19 protein-coding genes are annotated in these 21,733 nt (G+C 70.3%); 14 read left to right on the top strand and 5 right to left on the bottom strand.

Annotated features, from left to right (window positions below; translation table 11 throughout):
• The first annotated feature begins 48 nt into the window (after positions 1-48).
• From ASG41_RS11885 to ASG41_RS11875, 3 genes are all read left to right on the top strand, one after another.
• Entirely contained in the window at positions 49-1,008 is a 960-nt protein-coding gene (locus tag ASG41_RS11885; RefSeq protein ID WP_162245558.1) for a glycosyltransferase, read from the top strand.
• Entirely contained in the window at positions 1,005-2,129 is a 1,125-nt protein-coding gene (locus ASG41_RS11880) for a glycosyltransferase (protein ID WP_056294385.1), read from the top strand. Before ASG41_RS11885 ends, ASG41_RS11880 begins: the two co-directional genes overlap by 4 nt.
• Before the next feature lie 89 nt (positions 2,130-2,218).
• Positions 2,219-3,253 carry a glycosyltransferase gene (locus ASG41_RS11875; protein WP_157519312.1) on the top strand — a complete coding sequence of 345 codons (1,035 nt, stop codon included), beginning with the start codon at positions 2,219-2,221 and terminating at the stop codon, positions 3,251-3,253.
• A 5-nt stretch (positions 3,254-3,258) separates the two neighbouring features.
• Here the strand turns inward: ASG41_RS11875 and ASG41_RS23605 are convergent, their stop codons facing one another.
• Positions 3,259-4,980, bottom strand: coding sequence for a hypothetical protein (locus tag ASG41_RS23605; RefSeq protein WP_162245557.1), 1,722 nt, complete (start codon positions 4,978-4,980; stop codon positions 3,259-3,261).
• Between ASG41_RS23605 and ASG41_RS11860 the strand changes: the two genes are divergently transcribed.
• Both ASG41_RS11860 and ASG41_RS11855 read left to right on the top strand, forming a co-directional pair.
• Positions 4,946-5,800: a glycosyltransferase family 2 protein gene (locus tag ASG41_RS11860; protein WP_056294372.1), complete on the top strand. Its 855-nt coding sequence runs from the start codon at positions 4,946-4,948 to the stop codon at positions 5,798-5,800. The two genes, ASG41_RS23605 and ASG41_RS11860, sit on opposite strands and share 35 nt — an antisense overlap.
• Positions 5,797-6,765, top strand: coding sequence for a glycosyltransferase family 2 protein (locus ASG41_RS11855; RefSeq protein ID WP_056294369.1), 969 nt, complete (start codon positions 5,797-5,799; stop codon positions 6,763-6,765). Before ASG41_RS11860 ends, ASG41_RS11855 begins: the two co-directional genes overlap by 4 nt.
• Position 6,766: 1 nt before the next feature.
• Here the strand turns inward: ASG41_RS11855 and ASG41_RS11850 are convergent, their stop codons facing one another.
• The gene (locus ASG41_RS11850) at positions 6,767-7,615 is read right to left on the bottom strand and encodes a hypothetical protein (protein WP_157519306.1); all 849 of its coding nucleotides are present in this window, start codon (positions 7,613-7,615) and stop codon (positions 6,767-6,769) included.
• Positions 7,616-7,887: 272 nt separating this feature from the next.
• Here ASG41_RS11850 and ASG41_RS11845 point away from each other — a divergent pair, with 272 nt between their 5' ends.
• The 4 genes from ASG41_RS11845 to ASG41_RS11830 all read left to right on the top strand — a co-directional run bounded on the left by ASG41_RS11845 (position 7,888) and on the right by ASG41_RS11830 (position 11,329).
• Positions 7,888-8,553: a hypothetical protein gene (locus ASG41_RS11845; RefSeq protein WP_056294365.1), complete on the top strand. Its 666-nt coding sequence runs from the start codon at positions 7,888-7,890 to the stop codon at positions 8,551-8,553.
• Positions 8,546-8,998, top strand: coding sequence for a DapH/DapD/GlmU-related protein (locus tag ASG41_RS11840; RefSeq protein ID WP_056294362.1), 453 nt, complete (start codon positions 8,546-8,548; stop codon positions 8,996-8,998). The genes ASG41_RS11845 and ASG41_RS11840 overlap by 8 nt, the downstream gene beginning before the upstream one ends.
• Positions 8,999-9,096: 98 nt before the next feature.
• Positions 9,097-10,410 (top strand): O-antigen ligase, encoded by a 1,314-nt coding sequence (locus tag ASG41_RS11835; protein WP_162245555.1) that lies wholly within the window; start codon positions 9,097-9,099, stop codon positions 10,408-10,410.
• 172 nt (positions 10,411-10,582) lie between these two features.
• Positions 10,583-11,329 (top strand): hypothetical protein, encoded by a 747-nt coding sequence (locus tag ASG41_RS11830; protein WP_157519304.1) that lies wholly within the window; start codon positions 10,583-10,585, stop codon positions 11,327-11,329.
• A 74-nt stretch (positions 11,330-11,403) separates the two neighbouring features.
• Here the strand turns inward: ASG41_RS11830 and ASG41_RS11825 are convergent, their stop codons facing one another.
• Genes ASG41_RS11825 through ASG41_RS11815 form a run of 3 tightly spaced genes read right to left on the bottom strand, consistent with a single transcriptional unit; the run spans position 11,404 to position 15,261 of the window.
• Entirely contained in the window at positions 11,404-12,669 is a 1,266-nt protein-coding gene (locus ASG41_RS11825) for a polysaccharide pyruvyl transferase family protein (protein ID WP_082556812.1), read from the bottom strand.
• Position 12,670: 1 nt separating this feature from the next.
• Positions 12,671-13,861 (bottom strand): glycosyltransferase, encoded by a 1,191-nt coding sequence (locus ASG41_RS11820; protein ID WP_157519302.1) that lies wholly within the window; start codon positions 13,859-13,861, stop codon positions 12,671-12,673.
• The gene (locus ASG41_RS11815; RefSeq protein WP_056294340.1) at positions 13,858-15,261 is read right to left on the bottom strand and encodes a lipopolysaccharide biosynthesis protein; all 1,404 of its coding nucleotides are present in this window, start codon (positions 15,259-15,261) and stop codon (positions 13,858-13,860) included. Before ASG41_RS11815 ends, ASG41_RS11820 begins: the two co-directional genes overlap by 4 nt.
• A 487-nt stretch (positions 15,262-15,748) precedes the next feature.
• Here ASG41_RS11815 and ASG41_RS11810 point away from each other — a divergent pair, with 487 nt between their 5' ends.
• The 5 genes from ASG41_RS11810 (at position 15,749) to ASG41_RS11790 (ending at position 21,733) form a co-directional block, all read left to right on the top strand.
• On the top strand, positions 15,749-16,639 hold the full coding sequence (locus tag ASG41_RS11810) for a hypothetical protein (protein ID WP_056294330.1): 891 nt from the start codon (positions 15,749-15,751) through the stop codon (positions 16,637-16,639).
• A gap of 211 nt (positions 16,640-16,850) precedes the next feature.
• The gene (locus ASG41_RS11805; protein ID WP_056294327.1) at positions 16,851-18,353 is read left to right on the top strand and encodes a sugar transferase; all 1,503 of its coding nucleotides are present in this window, start codon (positions 16,851-16,853) and stop codon (positions 18,351-18,353) included.
• A 56-nt stretch (positions 18,354-18,409) separates the two neighbouring features.
• Positions 18,410-19,729 (top strand): UDP-glucose/GDP-mannose dehydrogenase family protein, encoded by a 1,320-nt coding sequence (locus tag ASG41_RS11800; RefSeq protein WP_056294324.1) that lies wholly within the window; start codon positions 18,410-18,412, stop codon positions 19,727-19,729.
• A gap of 109 nt (positions 19,730-19,838) precedes the next feature.
• Positions 19,839-20,933 carry a nucleotidyltransferase family protein gene (locus tag ASG41_RS11795; RefSeq protein WP_162245554.1) on the top strand — a complete coding sequence of 365 codons (1,095 nt, stop codon included), beginning with the start codon at positions 19,839-19,841 and terminating at the stop codon, positions 20,931-20,933.
• Positions 20,930-21,733: a hypothetical protein gene (locus tag ASG41_RS11790; protein WP_056294318.1), complete on the top strand. Its 804-nt coding sequence runs from the start codon at positions 20,930-20,932 to the stop codon at positions 21,731-21,733. Before ASG41_RS11795 ends, ASG41_RS11790 begins: the two co-directional genes overlap by 4 nt.

Below are 21,733 nucleotides of genomic sequence, written 5' to 3'. Positions count from 1 at the left end.
GTTCGGGTGCTTCAGTCAGTGAGGTTGGGTGGCGCCCATCCGAGCTACATGGACCACGTCGCCGGTCAGCTCGATCCCCGTCGTGTCGTGGTCTCTTCCTTCTCCTACCGAGCCGCGCTGCTCGACGACTGGGACGTCCTCCACGTGCACTGGCCCGAGAACCTCGTGCGTCACCGGAGGAAGACCCGCGCCTGGGTCCGGACCGCACTGCTCGTCGCCTTGCTGTGTCGGGTGCGGTTCCGTGGGTCAGGGGTCGTTCGCACGCTGCACAACGTGGCCCCGCACGAGGAAGGGGGTCTGGTGGAGCGCACTGTCCTGACGCTCCTCGATCGCAGCGTCACCTGTCACGTCCGGCTCAACGAGGCGACACACGGCCGGGCGGACACCCCGATGGTGACCATCCCGCACGGTCACTACCGCGCCGAGATGGCTGGGCCGTCCAACGGCTCACACGCGGCTGGGCGGGGCTTGATGTTCTTCGGTTTCTTGCGTCCCTACAAGGGGATCGACGCTCTGGTGAGTGCCTTCGCGGACGTCAGTGACCCCGAGGAGCGCCTGGTCATCGCAGGGGAGCCCGCGGACGAAGCCATGAGGACGTTGGTCGAGCGAGCGGCAGCCTCGGACCCCCGGTTGGAGCTCCACCTCGGTTTCCTGCCCGATGAAGAGCTGGCGGAACTGGTCGCTTCCGTCGCGCTCGTCGTCCTCCCGTACAAAGAGATCCACAACTCGGGGGTGGTGTTCGCAGCCTTGTCCCTGGCCCGCCCCGTGCTGGTGCCCGAGAACGACGTCACTGCGGCGCTCCGCCGCGAGGTCGGGCCAGAATGGGTGCACGGGTTCCACCACCCGCTGGAGGCCGACCACCTGGCCCAGGCCCTGGCGGCGGCCGGCTCTCGCGACGCCGGGATCCGGCCCGACCTCGGCGGCCGGGACTGGTCGGCTGTGGCCGCCCAGTACACGACGGTCTTCGAGGACTGCGCCGGCCGCGCTGTGCAGGAGGACCCCCGATGACGGTCGACGTCGTCGTCGCGCTGGTCTCCGACACCTGGACCGACGCCGTACGCCGCGGCTTCTACTCCACAGCCGATCAGACGTTGGTCACCTTGCGTGCCTCCCCGGAGGTGAGGACCGTTCTGGTGGCTGATCACCCCCGAGGTGTCAAGTCGCAGGTGTACCGCAGGCTCAAGGGAGACCGTCCAGCTCCTCGCGGACCCGGGCTGCGGGGCGTACGACCGTTGAGTCTCCTGACGACCCCGCCGGTCTCCGACGACGGTCTGCGGCGCCGGTACCGGGCCTACGACCTCCAGACTCGTCTCGCGGCGCGGGCACACGGGCTCCAGGAGCCCGCGCTCGTGACCTTCAACCTCTGGCACGCTGCCTACCTGGGGAACGGCTGGGGAGGCCAACGTGTCTTCTACGCGCAAGACGACGAGTCTGCGATCCCCGACCACGCCCCCTACCGGGACCTGACTCTGCGGGCGTACCAACGCATCGCCCGCAGTGGCATGACGGTGGTCGCGGTCTCCCAGGTCCTCCTGGATCGGATCGACCCCAGGGGCCCTGGCCTGGTCATCCCGAACGGTGTGGATCCCGTCCTGTGGTCGCCTAGACCAGAAACGCGGACAGGGCGTCCCCGACCCACCGCGCTCTACGCCGGGACGGTGGACTCTCGACTCGACCTGAGCGCTTTCGAGGCAGTCGCACAGGCGGGGTTTGACGTCCGGGTGGCCGGCCCGGTCGTCGACGTCGCCGTGAAAGGGCGCCTCGAAGCGGCAGAGGGCGTCACGCTCCTGGGTTCGCGGACGCGGCAGGAGATCGTCCGGCTCGCACAGGACAGTGACGTCTGCCTGCTGGCGCACCACCGGACGCCACTGACGGAAGCGATGTCGCCGCTGAAGTTGTACGAGTACCTGGCCTCGGGGACCCCGGTCGTCGCCACGCGCCTGCCGGGCATGGACGTCGACAGTCCCCAGATCCTCTGGGTCGAGCCCGGTGGGGACCACGCAGCGGCCGCACTACGTGCGGTCGCGCGCGAACGACAACCGGAGACAGCACGCCGCGCCTGCGTCGAGGAACTGTCCTGGCGCAGGAGGCACCTCCCCCTCCTAGAGCTCCTGGGCGCGCGCGCGTGAGACTCGGTCGAGTCGTCCTCCTGGCATCGACCTCGTACGAGGGACACCAGCTCTACGACCAGCGCGTTGCCAGAGCCCTGACGGAGTTCGTGGACGTCGTCTACGTCGAGCCGGCCGTGCCGCTGTTCGGACTGGGGCGTTCGGGCCCACACCCGTCGAGGGTCCGGCAGGTCGACGGGCTGCTTGTGGTCTCTCCGCGGATGCTCCCGCGTGGCCGGCGCTCTGGCCTGTCGCTGCTCACGGCACTGTGGACCGCGGCCGTCGTCCGGTGGGTGTGCCGGTCGGAGCCCGCTCCCTCGGTGCTCGTGACCGCCGCGCACCCGCTCACGGTGCGCGCGCTGAGGCCGTGGCGGACCGAGCTCCTGCTCAAGGACGACTACGTCGCGGGCGCCGGCTTGATCAACGTCCCTGCCCGGCGGGTCGAGCGCCACCGGAGAGCGCTCCTGGGGCTGGTCGACGTCGTCTCCGTCGTCTCGCCTGTCCTCGCCCGCGCTGCGGCCTCCATGGGCGCCCGCACGCCAGCTCACGTCATCCCGCCCGGTTGTGAACCCGGAGCGCACAGCGCAGATCCCGCAGCCCTGCTGGCAGACGTGTCCGCGCCACGAGCGGTGTTCATCGGCATGGTGTCCGATCGCATCGACGTGGAGCTCCTGGGCGCCGTGTGCGCGGCTGGGGTGACCGTGTGTGTCGTGGGCCGCCAGCAGACCACCTTCTCGTCCTCGGATTCTTGGGCGCCGCACCTCCGGTCCGGACGCATCAAACTGCTGGGGGAGCAACCTCCAGCAGTCGTCGCGGGTCTGCTCCGCGCGAGCGACGTGGGGCTGTTGCCTTATGTCGCATCGGCGTTCAACGACGCCAGTTTCCCGCTCAAGCTCCTGGAGTACCTCGCCGCAGGGCTGCCCGTGGTGTCCACGGACCTACCGGCGGTCCAGTGGCTGGATGCCCCACACGTCCACGTCGTCCGTAGTGCTGACGACGTCGGCGAGGCCCTGCGGGCCGCGTTGGACGGTTCCTCCTCACCTGGGACGTCTCGCCGACTGGAGCAGTTCGTGGCTGCGCACACTTGGCGGGTCCGTGCGCAGGCGCATCTCGCCCTGCTGGCAGCCTCAGGCAGCGACGGCTGACCCGGTCACCGCGCCGGCACCACGCTCACAGGGCGTCCCGTCGCGAGCACGTTGGTGCCGTTCATGGCGACTGACAGCGGAGCCGTGATGGCGCCGTACTTGGCGTCCGTGTTGAAGACGTTGTCCTGGACGACGATGTTGGACGCGTTGGTGTCCGCGCGGACGTTGATCGAGTAGTTGCCTGCGCTCAGGGTGTTGCCAGCGATGAACACGTTCTGGAGGACGAAGGGCCGGAGCTCGCTGCCCAGCATGATGGCGGCGTTCCCCTGGTCGCCGGTGGCGTCGTTCCGCGGGTCCAGGAAGTTGTTCGTGATCCGGATGCCGGTCCCGCCGGTGCTTTGGATCGAGTCCGGGTGCAATCCGTTGCGGCGGGTCATGGCGTGGATCCACGAGCTGTCCACGGTGGTGTTGCTGCCTGCGCGAGCGCCGTCGTTGGTGCCGCGGATCTCGACCCGGCTGAGCGAGTAGTTCTGCCAACCGATCCCGATGTCGACGGTTCCCGTGCCGTCGAGCTCGCTGTCCTGGACGACCAGGTTGCGGTAGCTCCCGTTCGTGGCCACCACCATCGAGGTGGTCGACGACGAGCACGTGATGCGGCTGTTCTTGATGACGACGTCGTGCGCCCGGATGGTGATGCAACCCGTCAGATCGACACCGTCGAGAACGGTCCCGTCTGTGGTGATGAGCATGTCGCCCTGCACGGGGGTGAGCAGGGCGCCGCTGGGCACCCCAGTGGTGTCGGGGCCTGCCGTCGACATCAGCGGGGTGCTGGTCCCCGGGGCTGACGGCGGTACCGGGTTGGCCAGGAGGGGACCCGTTCCGACCACGTCGGGAGAGTTGGCGGCCTCGGGTGCTTGTTCGCCGGACGGGGCAGGGAGCTGGGGAGCCGGAGCCGGAGCCGGAGCCGGAGCCGGCACGGAGTCGGGCGGAGACGGCGCTGGCGAGAGCTCGGGCGGGGCCTCGCTGCTCGGGGCGTCGACCGCAGTCTCCACCGGGGCAGGACTGAGCGGCTGATCGTCGGACTCTGTCGGCTGGTCCTGGATCGGCGTCGATGCGTCTGGCGCGGAGACGGGCGACTCGGGCGGGGCCGACGCCGGGGCGACCGCGAGCACGGTCTTGCTGACGGTCGATGAGGTCCGCCCGTTGTAGAAGACCGTCCGGAGGTCGGTCTTCCCGGACAGGCCTCGGAGGTCTGCAACGGTGGTCACCCGGTAAAGACCGCTCGACGCATCCACTGCGGAGGACTGGCCGACCACAGAGCCAGCCACGGAGAAGACGATCCGCGTGATCGGTGTGGACGACACTGCCGTGAGCGTCACGTCCGCGACGGCCGGCAGTCGCTGCATGCTGATGGAGCTGCCCGCGTGCAGCACGTACATGGAGGATGCACCGGCGGGGCCGGACCCAGTGAGCACGACGAGGGCGATGACCATCGCGGCGAGAGCAGCCGTCAGGTCCCGAGCGCGGGGCAGGTGTGCCCCACGGAGGGGGCGGCGCAGTGCCGTTCGGATGGTCATGAACAGATGGTGTTCGAGTGGCCACGATCTGTAACCGCCCAGAAGGGTGAAGTCGACGTGCGACGGATCACGCGCATCCGTCGGGAACGGATCGGGTGCGCCGAGGAACCGGCCGACATACTCGGACCGGACGACCGGGCCCGCTGGCCCCGGGCGCGCGATGAGGGGTGGGTGCATGGCCGAGGTGACCGACGGGGTGTCAGTGGTCATCCCGGCACACGAGGAGGGGCGCGTCATCGACCGGTGTCTCAACACCCTGCTCCGTGATGCGCGACCGGGTGAGTTCGAGGTCGTGGTCGCAGCCAACGCGTGCACCGACGACACGGTCACCAAGGCGCGCGCCCACGGAGGGGACGTGACCGTCCTCGACCTCGCCGGTGCAGGCAAGGCTGCGGCCCTCAACGAGGGCGACCGTGTGGCGAGCCGGTTCCCGCGGATCTACCTCGACGCCGACGTGGACCTCTGTACCGACGCTGCTCGCGGCCTGGCAGACCGGTTGCGTGTCGGCGACGTCCACGTCGTGGGGCCCGCTCTCCAGCCCGACTTCAGCGGGTGCTCCCGCTGGGTCCGCTGGTATTACGACGTGTGGTTGGCGCTGCCGGTCATGAACGACGCTTACGTCGGGTCGGGCGCCTTCGCGGTGTCCCGTGAAGGTCACCAGCGGTTGCTCCCCTTCCCGTCGGTGGTGGCCGACGACCTGTATGCGCGGCGCACCTTCCCCTCGTCGCAGCGAGCGACGACCCGGCCCGGCCTGGTCATCCACCCGCCGAGGAACCTCCGGGCCTTGGTCCACCGCGCCGTCCGGGTCCGCGCCGGCAACGTCGCACTCGAGCGGTCGTCCGTGCTGGAGACCCAGGACACTGTCCGGGGTCACCGCGGACTCGGCGCGATAGCCCGAGAGCTGCCCGCCAGGAAGCTGGCGGTGTTCGTGTTGGTGACGGCTGCCGTCCGGGTCGGTGTACTCCACCGCTCGATCCGGCGGCGTGGCGCCGTCTGGAACCGCGACGAGTCGTCTCGGCAGTCGCTGTGACCGACGGTCAGCACCCTCGTGTCTCCGTGCTGGTCGTCGGGTTCGGCTCGCCGGTCTGGCTCACCCGGTGTCTCGAGGCGCTCGTGGACGCCGTCGACGACTCCACGGAGATCATCCTCGTGGACAACGGTTCGGAGCCGCCGCTCACGCCGGTGCTGGAGCGGTTCTCCCATCGGGTGACAGCCCTGCGGTCAGAGGTCAACCTGGGTTTCGGTCGGGCGTGCAACGCCGCTCGCGCGTGGGCGAACGGTGACCGCATCCTCCTGCTCAACCCGGACGCCATCCTGCGCGAGGGCGCTCTGGAGGCCCTGGTGGCCCACCTCGACGCGGACCCGACCCGTGGCATCGTGACGGGGCGGTTGGAGCGGCCCGACGGGTCCCTGGACCCCTACTCCTGTCTCGGCGCGCCGACGGTGTGGGGCGAGTTCTGCTTCGCCACCGGTCTGTCGACACTCATGGCCAGGTCGTCCGTCACCAACCCCGAGGCTCTAGGGGGATGGCGGCGGGACTCCGAACGTGATGTCGGGGTCGTGACCGGCTGTGTGCTGTTGACGTCGTCCGAGCTGTGGGATGAGCTCGGCGGGTTCGACCCCCGCTACTTCATGTACGGCGAGGACGTCGACCTCAGCGCACGCGCCTCGGCCCTCGGTCGCCGCCTGTCCTTCGTCCCGACCGTCGTGGCGACACACGCCGGCGGCGCCTCGTCGACCTCGGGGGCCAAGGTCGTGATGGTGCTGCGGGGGAAGGCGACGCTGGCCCGGAGGTCTCCGTCCGCAGTGCGTCGCGCTTGGTCGACGTCGGCCTTGCGTGCTGGCGTGCTGTTGCGTGGTGCCCTGGAACAGCGTCGACCCGCCCACGAGCGGGTGTGGCGGGCTGCCTGGCGTGCACGGGCCGACTGGACCGACGGCTGGGGAGGCGCGCCGGCCCAGGCCGCGGCCCCGTTGATCCCCGTCGCCCAGCGTTGACTCAGCGGGCAGTCGTGACCGAGAAGTCCGTGTCTCCTTCGTCCATGCGCTCGCTGGAGAACTCCACACCCCCCGGTGCCATCGCAGGCCCGTACCGGCTGTCCGTCCCGTAGCGGTTCCCTCGGAAGACGACGTCCTGGAAGTTGGTGTCGCCTCGGACGTTGACGGTGTAATTCCCGCCATTCAGGTAGTTGTCCTCGATCAGCACACGTTCGAGGAGTCGGGGGCCCGTCTCGCTGCCCAACTGCACGGCGGCGTTGTTGAGGTCATCGCGTTCCCGGTTGTAGACGTCCAAGGTGTTGTTCCGGACGGTGATGTCGCTGCCGGTCGTTGCCTGGATGCAGTCGGGGTGCAGTCCACCCTGGCGGATCATGTCGTGGATCCACGAGTCCTCGATGAGGACGTCGTCGCCCAGCCGGACCCCGTCGTTCGTGCTGTGGATGTCGACACGACGCAAGGTGTAGTCGCTCCAACCCACAGCGATGTCGGCCTCCCCGAGGCCGTCGATCTCGGTGTCCTCGATGACCAGTCCCGTCGCCCCGTTCTCCACCTGCACCACGTTCGCCGTCACCGGTTCGGCACAGCGGATGCGTGAATTGCGGATGACGACGTCGGAGGCACGCACAACGACGCACCCGTCCACGTCCAGGCCGTCGATCACCGACCCGGGCTGGGTGATGTAGAGGTCGTCACTGGGCCTCAGGTCGACGTCGGCTGGTACTCCGGTGTTGTCCGGGCCTGGCGGGCCGGCATCGGCGACGACAGTCGGTTGGGCCGCCACGGAGGGGCGAGCGTCCAGGACGACGTCTGTCGTCGGGCCGCCAGCGCACCCTCCGAGCAAGGCGGCCACCCCCAGGAGGGCGAGGGGCAGGCGTCTGCTTCGTGGCACGAGCGCGTCCTCTGGCTTGTGGTGAGGCGTGAGGTGACGACAGGGCACCTCGCCCGGACGACCAGCGCACAGGCGATTGTCTGCGCCGACTGTGCCACGCTGCTTCCGGGCCGGGAAGGGTTCGGTGAACGAGGAGTACGTGGCTCATCACTCACCGCGCCTGCGACGAGACCGGACGATCCGTTGACATCATGGGCTCTTGCCCTTGACCCGAGACTCACGGGGGTCCGAGCGTGGACGTCATCGAGCTGCTCCGCGCGTGCGTGCGCAGGTGGTACGTCCTCCTGCCCGTGTTCGCCGTCTTCGCCGTGGCCGCGGTCGGTCTCTTCGATGCCTCCCGCCCGGCGTACCGGGTGTCGGCGTCGGTGACCGTCGTGCCGAGCCCAGGACTCTCGGCAGCCCGTGACATCACCGCACCCGAGGGGGTCACGCCCGACACCAACCCGTTTGGCTCCCCTGTGGTCTTGGCGGTCCTCGTCAGCCGCAACCTCGGCCTCGCGGAGGTGTCCTCGCAGCTGCCGACAGGGTCGGCCCTGGTCGCGGAGTGGGACGGTCGCCGACCCACCCTCATCTCGTTGGAGACCACGTCGGGAGACGCCGCAGGTGCTCAGCAGGCCATGGCGACGGCGGAGGCTGCCACGCGGCGTCTGCTCGAGCAGCTGCAGGCTGAGCGGGGAGTCCCTAGTGAAATCACGTTCCAGGCCGTGGGTGGTGAGGGACTGGACTTCCCGGTGCGCATCACGCCCGACCGTCAGCGCATGACCATCGTGACCCTCGCCGCCGGGGTGCTCACGGCCATCACCCTCTCGACCGTCCTCGACGTCGGACTCCGTCGGCGGGAAGCCGTCCGTGCCGAGTTGTCGAGCAGGCCCCGAGCAACGGAGACCGTCGATGCCTAGCCTCAATCAGCTGCGCCTGCTCCGCACCGCGCTGCAAGGCAGCCGGCGTCAGTACTACAACCGGCTGTGGGGGATGCACATCCACCCCACGGCCATGTTCTCCCTGTCCGCCTACTTTGACCGCACGTACCCGGCGGGGGTGCACGTGGGAGCGCACAGCTACGTGGCCTTCGGGGCCACGATCCTCTGCCACGACCGGACCCGGGGCCTGTACGTCGACACGGTGATCGGGCAGAACTGTTTCGTGGGTGCGCGGAGCATGATCCTCCCCGGCGTGACGGTGGGTGACGAAAGCATCGTGGCTGCGGGCGCCATCGTGACGAAGGACGTCCCGCCGCGGACGATCGTGGCCGGGAACCCGGCCAAGGTGATCCGTCGCGACATTGAGGTCGGGCACTACGGCCGGTTCCTCTCGGCGGACGCACCGCCGACGACCGAAGGCTGAGGATGCGTCTGCCGGAGCGTGGTGCCGAGCGTGGGCACCACCGGGCGTCAGCGCGCGACGTCGTGGGCAGGACGATGGGACCTGGCCCGTCCTCGGCCTTGGCTGTCTTGTTCTGCGCTCTGCTGTTCGTCTTCCCCAGCGAGGTGGTCCTCGCGGGGCCGCTGCGTTCGAACGGGTCTCCGATCCGGCTCCTCGGGTTCGCCGCCCTGCTCCTGCTGCTGCTGGGTCTGTTGCGCGCACGACCGCCAGAGCACGGGCACCGCCGTGTGGACCCGGTCCTCGTCGTGCTCGTCCTCTACGCGGCGCAGTCCCTGTTCAGCTACGGGGTCTCGACCGGGCGGAACCTGACGACGACCGACGCGGCCACCAGCCTCCGCTACTTCTTGGTCCTCTTGGCTGGTTGCGCCATCGCCATGTTGATCGCGGTGTCTGTTCCCGATCTCGCCGCAGTCCGCCGGCTGCTCGGCTGGTTGCTGGCAGGGAGCGCACTCAACGCTGCCGTCGGCCTCGCGCAGGCCACTGGAGCGGACTTCGTGTGGGCCGAGGTGATCCGGCTGCCGGGACTGGCGTTCACCAGCAACCCCGGGGTGTTGCGGGACAGGCTGGACTTCGTCCGGGTCCTCGGCACGACCTCGCACCCGATCGAGTTCGCCGTCTGCTTGGCCGTGACCCTGCCGCTCGCCATCCACATGGCCGTGTTCGCCGGGACCCGGGTTCGTCGCGTCAGCAGCATGGCCGTCGCCGCGCTCATCGCGATGGCCACGCCGTTCGCGCTGTCCCGCTCGGGGTTGTTGTGCATCGCAGTCGGGATGTTGGTCTACCTCTGTCTGGCCACCCGGGCTCAGCGCTGGGCAGTCGCCGTCGGCCTCGTCCTGGCCCCAGCGGTCGCTGTCCTCTTGGTCCCGCGCGTCGTCGATGCCTTCGTCGTGCTGTTCCGGGGAGTCAGCGTGACCTCGACGGACGATGACAGCATCGCGGGCCGACTCGACGACTACGCCGACGTGATGGAGGTGTTCGATCGGAGTCCCCTCCTCGGCGAGACGCTGACCAGCGCAGACGGCTACCTCGACAACCAGTGGCTGGGCTTTCTGGTCAGCGGTGGTCTCGTCGCGGTCGTCGGCTTCGCCGCTCTGCTCGTGGTGCCTGCTGTGCTCAACGGTCTTGCTGCCCGTGCGCGGCCGCGCAGTCCAGAGCGGTCCAGCCTGGCTGGTGCCCTGTCCGGTGGTCTTGCCGCCTCAGGAGTCGCTGCCTACACCTTCGACACCCTGGCGTTCCAGCAGAGCGCCATGCTGGTCTTCGTGCTGGTCGGCATGTCGTCCGTTGTGGTGAGGAGCACCTGGTGGCCCGAGGTTCCGGGCAGCCCGACGTCTCTCCCGCCGCTGGTCTCGCCGTACGAGAGCGCGCGGAGGTGAGGGTTGCCCGGCGATGGGAGCCAGAACACCCCGCGACCCGCGCGCACCTGCTCGCCAGGGGGCGACAGGGCGCGCACGATGGGCGGGTCCCCGATCGCGTGGGGCAGGGAGGAGCACCTCCAGCTGCACCCAGGAGTCCGAGTGCTACACCGACGTGTGAGGCAGGCATGAGATGACGATCGCCGCCGTTCTACGGGCCTGTCTGCGACGTTGGTACGTCGTGCTGCTCGTCGTGGCGCTGTCAGGGGTGCTGGCAGTCCAGGGCTACCGCAACGTCCAGCCGATCTACTCGGTCTCGTCCAGCATCGTGGTGCTGCCCTCCCCGTCCCTGCTGAACGCCCGGCTTCCGACCTCGGGCACGGGAGGCTTCTCCACCAACCCCTTCGGGGCACAGTCCGGCGGGGCCACACTGGCCGCCCTGCTGGCAGACTCGCTGAACACGGCCATCGTCCAGACCCAGCTCATCCCAGGCCAGCGCGTCGCCCTGGCCGCCGTGTGGGACGAGCAGTCGTCGTTGGTGGTGCAGCTGTCGGTCACAGGGACGTCGGAGGTGGAGGCCGAGGCGGCCATGGCCACGGTCGTCGCGGGGTCTGCCGGCGTCGTCCAGCAGATCCAGGTTGCTGCGGGTGCGCCGGCTGACCAGGTGTTCACCACGGCCGTCGGTTCTCCGACGGACGTCCCGATCGAGGCCTACCCCGATCGGTTGCGGGTGGTCGTCGGACTGGCTCTCGCCGGCCTGGTCCTCGCCATGGTCGCAGCGGTGGCGGTCGACCGACTGGCACTCATGGTCGCCGGCGGTCGTGACAAGCGGCGGCGCCGGTCGCACCGTCGGGCACCCGCGCCAGAGCAGCCGGTCGACGAGGTCTCGGACGACGACTGGGCCGATCGCACGCAGTCCTGGGACCGTACGCCGGTGTGACAGACGAGCGGCGACCCACGATCCACGTGGAGTCGCCGCTCGCAACCCGGATCAGCCAGGTCCGACCTGGCTGGCTAGCTGTCTGCCCGTTTCCGCCGGGCTGAGACGACCAGGAGCCCGAGCTCGCGGGCCTCCCGGCGCCATGCGACGACCTTGCCTGCAACCACCTCGCGCACCGCGCCCTGATGGCTCAGGACGTGGTCCAGGCTCGCCGTGAGCCCCGCAGCCGACACCGTCTCGATGTCGTGCGACAGCTCCTCGAGACCGAGTCCGCGGAAGAGCTCGGTGGTCTTGAACTCGTAGGCCACGGCGACCACCGGTGTCCCCGCGTTGAGCGACAAGATCGCGGCGTGCATGCGGGTCGCCAGCACGACGTCGAACGAGGCGTACGCGTCCTGCAGTTCGGCTGGAGAACGGTGTCCTCGCTCGACAGTGACGCCCTGCCGGACGTCCTCGGGGAGGCCGGCAGCGATCATGGACGCGGTGTGGGAGTCGTCGATCCAGTACTCGTCGATGCCCTGACACGTCGAGAGGAACACGACCTCGGCCTGCCGTTCGCGGACGAGCCAGGTGACCGCCCCGCGCAAGGCGTCGACGTAAGAAGCCTGGCCGGCGGCGGCGGATGTTCCGGAGAAGTGGTTCCAGGCTCGAGCCGACACCGCTACACGAGGCCGTTGTGTCACCGGCCGTTGCGGCCGGGGATCCGCCAGGGCGAAGACGATGTCCGGCAGCACCTTGGCGCGCGACACGTCGGCACCGATCTGGCCGAGGTTGCCGAGAGATCGGTCGTCCCGGAGCAGCACCGCCGACGCCCGCGCAGTCACCCGCCTGACCTGCTCCTGGTGTGCTGGTCGCTGGAACGGTCCCAGGCTCTGGGTGCCCAGCACGAGCGGTCGGCGAGCGGTCAGCGCGACCTCGATGTGCGCGAACTTCTCCTCCAGGGGGTAGTGCTCGACGAGGCTCGTCCCGCCGGTGTAGAGAACGACGTCGGCGTCCTGGAACAAGTCGAGGACCTCGGCGCGCGGCATCCGCATCGTCAGTGGCCCCGCCGCGGGTGCTGTTGCGCGCGGACGACGCAGGCTCCTGCGTACCCGGCGGTAGGCCCGGGACGGAAGTGACCGGTCAGTGGGACGTCGGGGTGTGAGGGCGTCCGGGTCCTTCAGACCCACGACCCTGTCCAGGCCCGGGACGACGCGACGGGCAACCCCGGGGTTGCTGTCCACCACGTCCACAGTCAGCTCCTCTGAGCCCAGTGCCTCTCGAACGGTCTCGATCTCCGCATGCAGGATCGCGGCATCACCACCGTTGCCGGACACAGCTCCAATCACCAGCAGACGCACGTCAGTTCCTCTCGCCGACCATGTCGAAAACTCGCTTCATCCCCTCGGCGGTGTGCCGGAGGGTGTGGTGTTGGGAGACCCGCTCACGGGCTGCTGTGCCCCGTCGTGAGGCTTCCTGGGTGTCTTCGAGTGCTTCCAGGAGAGCGTCGGCGAGCGCAGGGACGTCCCCGCTCGGCACCACCCAGCCGACACCGTCCAGGGTCTCCGGGATCCCGGCCACGTCCGTGGAGACCACGGGCCGCCCGCGGGCCATGGCCTCTCGCAGGACCACGGGCAGGGCGTCGCTGCCGCCGTCGTCCTCCCAGGCGCAAGCGAGCGCGAAGACCGAGGCGCTCGACATGGTGTCGAGGACCTCCCCGTTCGGCCGTGATCCGCTCAGCGTGACGGCGTCCGTGAGGTGCAGTCGCTCGATGAGCTCCTCGACCTCGAGTCGGCCCGACCCGTCGCCGATGATCTCGAGGGTCGCGTCGGGCCGCTGTGCGACGACGACCGCCATCGCAGCAACCAGGTCCACGAACCCCTTCTTGGGGACCAGGCGACCGACGGAGAGCACCCGGGCACCGGTGACGGGGGCCAGAGGTTCGACCGGGACGGACACCCCGCAGGGCACGACGAAGACGTCGACGTCGTGTCCGCAGAGACCCCGGACCACGGCGACGTTGTAGTCGCAGACGGTGACCAGGCGGTCGAATCGGCGGAGCTTGCGGGGCAGGTCGTCAGTGGGCACGTAGATGTCGTTGGCGTGCAGGGTGACGGAGGACCGGGCGGCCAGGAGAAGGCCGGCGAACAGACACGGTGCGGAGGCACGCCAACCGAAGTGGGTGTGTACCGACCGGACCCCGATGTGCGGGCGGAGGACGCTGGGGAGAACTGTCAGGGCCAGGCGGGCATCGCGTCCCCGTAGCACGAGCAGCAGGTGGACGAGCTTCGACAACCGCACGGGGTGGTGGAGCGCCCACCAGACCAGCGACGAGACGACCACGCCGAGGGCGGGACGGCGAGCTACCTCGAAGGGGCCGGCCCAGCCCTCCGGCACGTCGCCGGTCGATCCCGCGCGCAGCGTCAGGACGTCGACCCGCACACCCGCCGTCCGGAGGGCCGCGATCTCGTTCCTGACGAAGGTCTCCGACAGCACCGGGTACTTGCTGAGCACGTAGAGCACCCGGTCGGGCGCACTTCCGGTCGCGCTCATCGCCGCCCCCTCAGCGTTCGCAGGTACGGGCGTTCACCGATGACTATGAGCCCGCAGAAGACGAGGGCGCCGAGAGTGACCTGGGTCAGCAGGACGGCCACCGGTGATGCGTCGCCCATGAACCACCGCGGTGACCACGCCGCGATCGCCATGAGGCCCGTCGACATGGCGGTGAAGGCGAGGGAACGACCCAAAGTGGACAGCCTCACACCGGCCAGCCGCAGAGCCGGCAGCAACGGGACCCAGACGAGCACCCAGCTCTTGACGGCGAGCGCGAAGGCGACTGCGACGATCCCGTGGGGCAGCGCCACGACGATGGCCAAGACCGTGAGGCTGCTTGTCACCAGTCCCAGTTTGAACTGCAGGCCGGTCCGACCGAGTGCCTGGAAGACGGGCCCGGTGTTGGATCCGAGCAGCTGAGCGGGAACGGAAGCGGACAAGAGCGCCAGAACGGGCGCCATGGGGAGCCAGCGCTCTCCATAGAGGACCTCGACGAGGGCTGGTGCGGTGACTGCGACCCCGACTCCGAGCGGGGCGCCGAGCAGCCATGACGCCTTCGTGCTGACGAGCCACCCCTGGCCGAACCGCTTCTGGTCACGCTGGAGCTTGCTCAGTGCTGGGAAGAGCACGGTGGACAGCACAGCACTCATCTGGGTGACCGGCATCATCATGAGGTTGTAGGCGCGGCCGTAGAAGCCCAGCGCGGTGACCCCCAGGAACTTGCCGACGAGAAGGTTGTCGGCGTTGCGCGACCAGTAGTTGACCGTGCTGAACCCCAGCAGGCCCCGGGAGAACCGCCAGAGATCTGTTGCGCTCTCCCGGCTGGGTCGACCCCGTGGCCGCCACGGCAGGTAGACCCACAGTTGGACGGTCGAGGCGATGGTCCCCGCCAGCGTGCCGAGCACCAGGGCCATGGGTCCGATCCCACTGGCAGCCGCGCTGATGGACACGAGCGCGGTGACAGCCGTGTTCACCACCGAGACGACTCCGAGGCGGCGGAAGTCGAGTTCTCGACGCAGCAGGCCCGTCTGCACGACGCCCAATGAGACGACGAAGACCAGGCTCGCGGTGGGGAGCAGGTAGGTCAGCTCAGGTGCTCCGTAGAAGACAGCGAGGAGCGGAGCCGTCAGGGTGATGGTCAGCGCCATCACCACCCCGAGCACCGCGTTCAGCCAGAAGGCGGTGGTGAGCAGCGCATCGTCGAGCTCTGGTCTCTGCACCACCGCAGCCCCCAGTCCGAGCTCGACGAAGATGCCCGCGAACCCGGTGGTCGCGATGACCAGCGCGACCAGACCGAAGTCCTCGGGCAGCAGGAGGCGGGCGAGGGCGATCGACGAGGCGAACTGAAGCCCCTGGGCGGCGAAACGGGTGGTGGCGGTCCACAGGACCCCCGTGCGCATCTTCCGTCCTAGGGAGGGGACCGCCGGGGGGACGTCGTCCCGAGGAGTCACCACGTCGGTCACCGGCCCGCCTGACTCGGGAGCAGGAAGTGTCGGGGAGGCGACGGTGGGGGGCGTCCGGGATCCGTCGCTCATGCTCATCGGAGCGTGCCTCGCCCTCGTCGTGGGTCGTCTTGCTCAGTCGGGTTGAGCTTTGTGCGGGAGTGGTGGTCGGTCGGTGCGCAGGACGACGTGGCACGGGCGGCACTGACTGCGCGCTGTCATCAGAGGACCACTGGCGGGTGACGATATCGGTCGTGCCATCGGTTGGGTGGGTCAGCGACGGACATCACTGCAGGTGCTCGGGCTCGGCGGTCATAGGGAGGGCCGCCGCTCCTGTGGGTCTGGGACAGTGTCCGGGTCCGCGGGCGGCGGGGTCGACGTCAGCGGGGCCGCCCCGCGTAACGCCACGACCGCTCTGACGGGTCGGGCACCGACAGGAGGACGCATGGCAACCACCACTGGACCTGTAGACCCCGGGCTGAGCTCCGAGGACGACGTCGTCACCTTCGTCACGACCTTGCGGCATCCCGACAACACGGACGACTACCCCCGTGTCATCGAACTCCTCGAGGCGACGCTCCGCTCTCTGGACAACCAGCAGGACCGGCGGTGCCGCGTGCTGGTGGTGGCGAACCGGGACTACACGCCGCCGCGCGACCTCTCCATCCCGGTGCACACGCTCACCGTGGACTTCCCGCCCCCTGCAGACCACCTCGAGGTGGGGGCCCGCAGGCAGGCCGGTGTCCGGTTGGACAGGGGCAGCAAGCACGCTGTCGCAATGGCGGTCATCCCCGCCGGGTACGTCGCGTACGTGGACGCTGACGACGCTTTGAGCAGCCGTTTCGTCGGGCACGTCCTCGGTAGTCCGGAGCGCGCAGGGTGGTTCGTGGACGAGGGCTACCGCTACGACGTCCGCACCGGTCTGGTGGCTGAGCAGCCGGACTTCAACACCAAGTGCGGGAGCTCCCTGGTGTTCCGCCGTGATCGGCTCGGGCGCCCTGACGTCCTGTTGGGCGCGACGCGCGAGGAGCTGCTCGAGGCATGGGGCGACGACGTGCTGCGCAACGAGCTGGGCTCTCACCGCAGTCTGCGGGAACGCCTCTCGTTGGAGGCCGTGCCCTTCCGCGCGGCCTTCTACTGCGTCAACAACGGTCAGAACGTGTCCAAGAAGGGGGCCGTGGGTGGTGGGCGTCCCCTTCCCCGATCCCTCGCAGCTGAGTTCGGGATCCAGCGGCTTCCCCTCCCGCACATGTTGAGCTGGAAGCTGCGAGTGGAGGCGGCGCGGGCCGGGAGAGTGCTCCGCCGCCGGCTCTCGACGGTCCGCGGTGGTCTTTGAAGCGGAACGTGACGGATCGACACGCCGGCGGGCCGGAACGAGGGACTGGTCTGCCAGGGCGTTTCGCTCTGTGACCAAGCGTTCACGCAAAGGTGATCGCGGAAGCCTCGGAAGAGTGACGCTTCCCGTTAGGGTCCTCAGTGCCGCACATCGAGGTCGGCGACGATGTGTGACCCGTCCGGGGTCGCTCCAGCAGTGATGAGGGAGAGCCGTGACCCAGGTCGAGTCGGATGTCGCCCGTGTCCAGGCCCCGCGGGTCTCCCGTTTCCGCTTCGCCGACCGACTGCGCGGCGAGGGCACCGTCGCCCGCCGCCGCTGGCGCAAGAACTACGTCATCCGGCTCGTCGGGTTCGACGTGCTGGCCGCCCTGCTGGGCGGTGTCGTGGGCTTCTTCGTCCGGTTCGGCCCGACGCAGCCCGGCGCCCTGCCCGAGGTGGGTGCGCCCGGTTGGACCGTGCTGGTCCTGCCCGCCGCGTGGGTCGCGGTGATGTCCCTGAACCGGGCCTACGAGCAGCGCTTCCTCTGGATCGGCGCCGAGGAGTTCCGCCGGGTCGCATCGGCCGCCATCTGCCTGCTGGCCGGCGTCGGCACCGTGTCCTGGGCGTTCCGGCTGGACCTGGCCCGCGGCTTCGTCGTCGTCGCCATCCCGCTGGCGACCCTGGTGACCTTGGTGACCCGCTACGCCCACCGGGCATGGCTGCACCGCCAGCGTGCACACGGCCGGTTCATGCAGACGACGATCGTCGTGGGTCACCGCAACGGCGTCGCTGCTCTCCACCAGCAGATCGACAGCGAGCCGTACCAGGGCTACGACGTCATCGGGTTCTGTGTCCCCGGCGGTGCCGAGGGCGGCTGGTTCGACGGGGTCCCCGTCCTGGGTGACCTCGACCAGGTGGCCGAGGTCGTCCGCCGGCACGAGGTGGACACCGTGGCCGTCCTCCCCAGCCCCGAGCTGGACGGCGCCAAGCTGCGTCGGCTCGGCTGGGAGCTGGAGAAGACCCGGGCCGAGCTCCTGCTGGCCCCGGCCGTCACCGAGGTCGTCGGCCCCCGGGTCAACATCCGCCCCGTCTGCGGGCTGCCGCTCATGCACGTGGAGCGCCCCGAGATGCGCGGCATCCGGCGCCTGACGAAGGCCGCCGTCGACAAGTGCGCCGCCGCCCTCGTCATCGTGCTGCTGCTCCCGGTCCTGGCCGCCACCGCCGCCGCCGTCAAGGCCACCAGCAGCGGCCCGGTCTTCTACCGGCAGCAGCGGGTCGGGCAGGACGGCCGCGTCTTCACCATGCTCAAGTTCCGCAGCATGGTCGTCGACGCCGAGGCCCGGCTGGCCGCCCTGCAGCCGGTGAACGAGGGCAACGGCGTCCTGTTCAAGATGAAGGGCGACCCGCGGGTCACCCGCGTGGGCCGGGTCCTGCGCCGCTACTCCCTCGACGAGCTGCCCCAGCTCCTCAACGTGCTCACCGGCCAGATGTCGCTCGTGGGCCCCCGCCCGCCGCTGCCCCGCGAGGTCGAGCGCTACGGCTTCGACATGCACCGGCGCTTCCTGGTCAAGCCCGGCATCACCGGGCTCTGGCAGATCAGCGGCCGGTCCGACCTGTCGTGGGACGACTCCGTGCGCATCGACGTGCGCTACGTGGAGAACTGGTCCCTGATGTTCGACTTCATGATCCTGTGGAAGACCGTGGGAGCCGTGTTCCGCGGCTCCGGCGCCTACTGACCCAGTCCGTACGCGGTCTGCGGACCGCGTCCCCTGCAACGACAAGGACCCACCCCGTGCGCATCTCCGTGATCGGTTGCGGCTACCTCGGTGCCGTCCACGCCGCCTCCATGGCCGAGCTCGGCCACGACGTCGTCGGCATCGAGGTCGACGTCCCCAAGGCCCAGCTGCTCTCCGCCGGCAAGGCGCCGTTCCACGAGCCCGGGTTCGAGGAACTGCTCGGCCGCTCGCTCGCCTCGGGCCGGCTGCGCTTCAGCCCCGACATGGCCGAGGCCGCCGGCAGCGCCGTCCACTTCGTCTGCGTCGGCACCCCGCAGAAGCGCGGTGAGTACGCCGCCGACCTGCGCTACGTCGAGGCGGCCACCGAGTCGCTGCTGCAGGTCCTGCAGCCCGGTGAGCTCGTCGTCGGCAAGTCCACCGTCCCGGTGGGGACGGCGGCCCGGCTCGCCGAGCTGGTCAGCGGCAAGGTCCCCGGCGCGATCCTCGCCTGGAACCCGGAGTTCCTCCGCGAGGGCTTCGCCGTCCAGGACACGCTGCACCCCGACCGGCTCGTCTACGGCATCCCCGCCGGCCCCGACGGCGACACCGCCCAGGCCACCCTCGACGAGGTCTACGCCTCCATCGTCGACGCCGGCACCCCGCAGGTGGTCACCGACTACGCGACCGCGGAGATGGTGAAGACCGCGGCCAACTCCTTCCTGGCAACCAAGATCTCCTTCATCAACGCCATGGCCGAGCTCTGCGAGGCCACCGGCGCGGACGTGAAGCAGCTGGCCGACGCCATCGGCCACGACGACCGGATCGGCCGCAAGTTCCTCAACGCCGGCCTCGGCTTCGGTGGCGGTTGCCTCCCCAAGGACATCCGCGCGTTCATGGCCCGGGCCGGCGAGCTCGGTGCCGACCAGGCGCTGACGTTCCTGCGCGAGGTCGACAACATCAACATGCGCCGCCGCATCCGGATGGTCGACCTGGCCCGCGAGGTCTGCGACGGGTCCCTGGTGGGCAAGCGCATCGCCGTCCTCGGCGCCGCCTTCAAGCCCGACTCCGACGACATCCGGGACTCCCCGGCGCTGAACGTGGCCGCCCAGCTGCAGCTGCAGGGCGCCAGCGTCCAGGTGACCGACCCGGCGGCCAACGAGAACATCAAGCGCTCGTGGCCGCAGCTGCTCGTCGTCGACTCCGCCGAGGAGGCCGCCGAGCGCGCCGACGCCGTCCTGCTGCTCACCGAGTGGAAGCAGTTCCGCGAGCTCGACCCGGTCGCCTTCGGGCAGATCGTGGCCAAGAAGCGCGTGCTCGACGGTCGGCAGGCGCTGGACCGGGACGCGTGGGAGGCGGCCGGCTGGTCCTACCGCGCACTGGGGCGCCGCGCAGGCTGACCTGGTGGTCCCACGCGTGGTGGGCGAGCATGTCCGGGTGTCGTCAACGGAGCCGTCCCCCCGGAGCACGACAGTCCCCTCTGACCTCGTCCTGTGGGCGGTGCGCCGGGTGGCCGGTCGACCGGGTGCCGCGCCGCACTGGGCGGGGGACACGGCCGAGCTGGAGGCTGCGCTCAGCCAGCACCGCGGCTGGCTGACGCTGGCCGCCCACGCCGAGGAGGTCCCCGGTCTGCCGGCCGCGGTGCGGGAGGCGGCCGAGAAGCGGCTGGGCCGGGCACGCAGGCGACAGGTGCAGGCCGATGCCGACCTGGCCGTCGCCGGAGCAGCCCTCGACGCCGCCCACATCCCGTGGGCCTGCTTCAAGGGCCCGGTGCTCAGCGCGGTGTACGCCCGGGTGGGCGTGGCCCGCAGTGCCATCGACCTCGACCTGCTGGTACCGCCGGACCGCCTGGGGGACGCGCTGCGCGCGCTCAGCGCCACCGGCGGCGGCCTGCTCAGCCGCAACTTCACGCTCCTGCGCCGGGAGGTGCCCGGCGAGGTCGCGGCCGTCGGCCGGCACGGCACCTCGATCGACCTGCACTGGACGATGATCAACCGGTCCCTGCGCCGGCAGCGGGCGACGATCTCCACCGCCGACCTGCTCCGGGACGTCGAGCGGGTGCCGCTCGGCTCGACCACCGCCCCGGTGCTGCAGCCCGACGTGGCCCTCGCGCACGTCTGCCTGCACGCCGCCCTCGCGGGGGCCTCCCGGGTCTCCTGGCTGTTGGACGTGGCCCTGTCCGTGCAGGACCGGGCCGTCGACTGGGACCAGCTGATCGCCACGGCCCGGGCGTGGGGTGTCCCGGTGCCCATCGGGCTCGTGCTCCAGCGCAGCGCCACGCTCGTGGGCACCCCGGTGCCCCCGGCGGTGCTCCGCTCGTTGCTGGGACGGGACTGGGCGCTGGCCGAGCGACTGGTGGGCCGGACCGCGGCTCGGGCGACCAGCGACACCGGCGGGTGGCCGGCCCGGCTGTCCACCGGTGCGCTGGAGGACCGGCGGGTCGTCGACCTGCTGCTGCGCCGTGCTCGCCGCCGCCTGCAGGGCCCGTCCGGTGCCGTCGCCTTCGTGCAGGGCCCCGAGCACCCGGGCTCCACGCTCTACCCCTCCGGCGACCCCACCGACCTGGCGGCCTACCTGACCGCGGTGTCGGCGGAGGCCGCGTGAGCGCCCGACCGGGGTGGCTGAGCGTCTACCTGCGGGGCGACCGGCTGCTGGAGTCGCTGGTCCAGCGGGTGCGGGGGGTGTGGGACGGGCTGTGGCTTGGGTTCCTGGACGAGGAGCAGCTGGCCCGGCTGGACCAGGCCTACTACGACGGTGAGGCCGTCTACCTGACCGAGGCGCACAACCGCCGTGGTCTCTTCCCCTGGGAGGAGCACGTGGTGCGCGAGCACCTCGCACCGGGCAGTCGCGTGCTCGTCACCGGCGCCGGTGGCGGACGGGAGGTCCTCGCCCTGCTGGCCGCGGGGTTCGACGTCCAGGGGTACGAGCCCAACGCCGCCCTCGCCTCCTTCGGGTCGACGCTGACCGAGGCCGACGGCTTCGGCGCCCGGGTGCACGTCTCCGACCGCTCGGTCGTCCCGGCCGGCGTCACCGCGGACGCCGTCGTCCTGGGGTGGGGCTCCTACATGCTGGTGCCCTCCCGCGCCCAGCGCGTCGAGCTGCTGCGGACGGCGGCTGCAGCCACCGGCGGACGGGGCGTCGTCGTCCTCTCCTACTTCCCGATGCCGGCGGACCGCCGGCAGTTCACCGCGGCCCACCGGGTGGCCCGGGTGCTGCGCCGCTGGCGTCACCGGGAGGCACCGGTCCTCGGTGACGCCCTCTCACCCAACTTCGCCCACCACTTCACCCGCGCCCAGATCCGCGACGAGGTGGCCGCGGCGGGTCTCACCCTCGTCGCCAGCGGGACCGGTGACTACGGTTGGGCCGTCGGGCAGGCAGCGGGCGGGCCCGGGGACGGGCGGTGA

The organism is Modestobacter sp. Leaf380 (assembly GCF_001424485.1).
In the GTDB taxonomy this organism is placed as follows: domain Bacteria; phylum Actinomycetota; class Actinomycetes; order Mycobacteriales; family Geodermatophilaceae; genus Klenkia.
Note: the sequence above shows the minus strand (reverse complement) of the source record. Positions and strands in the feature narration are given on the sequence as shown.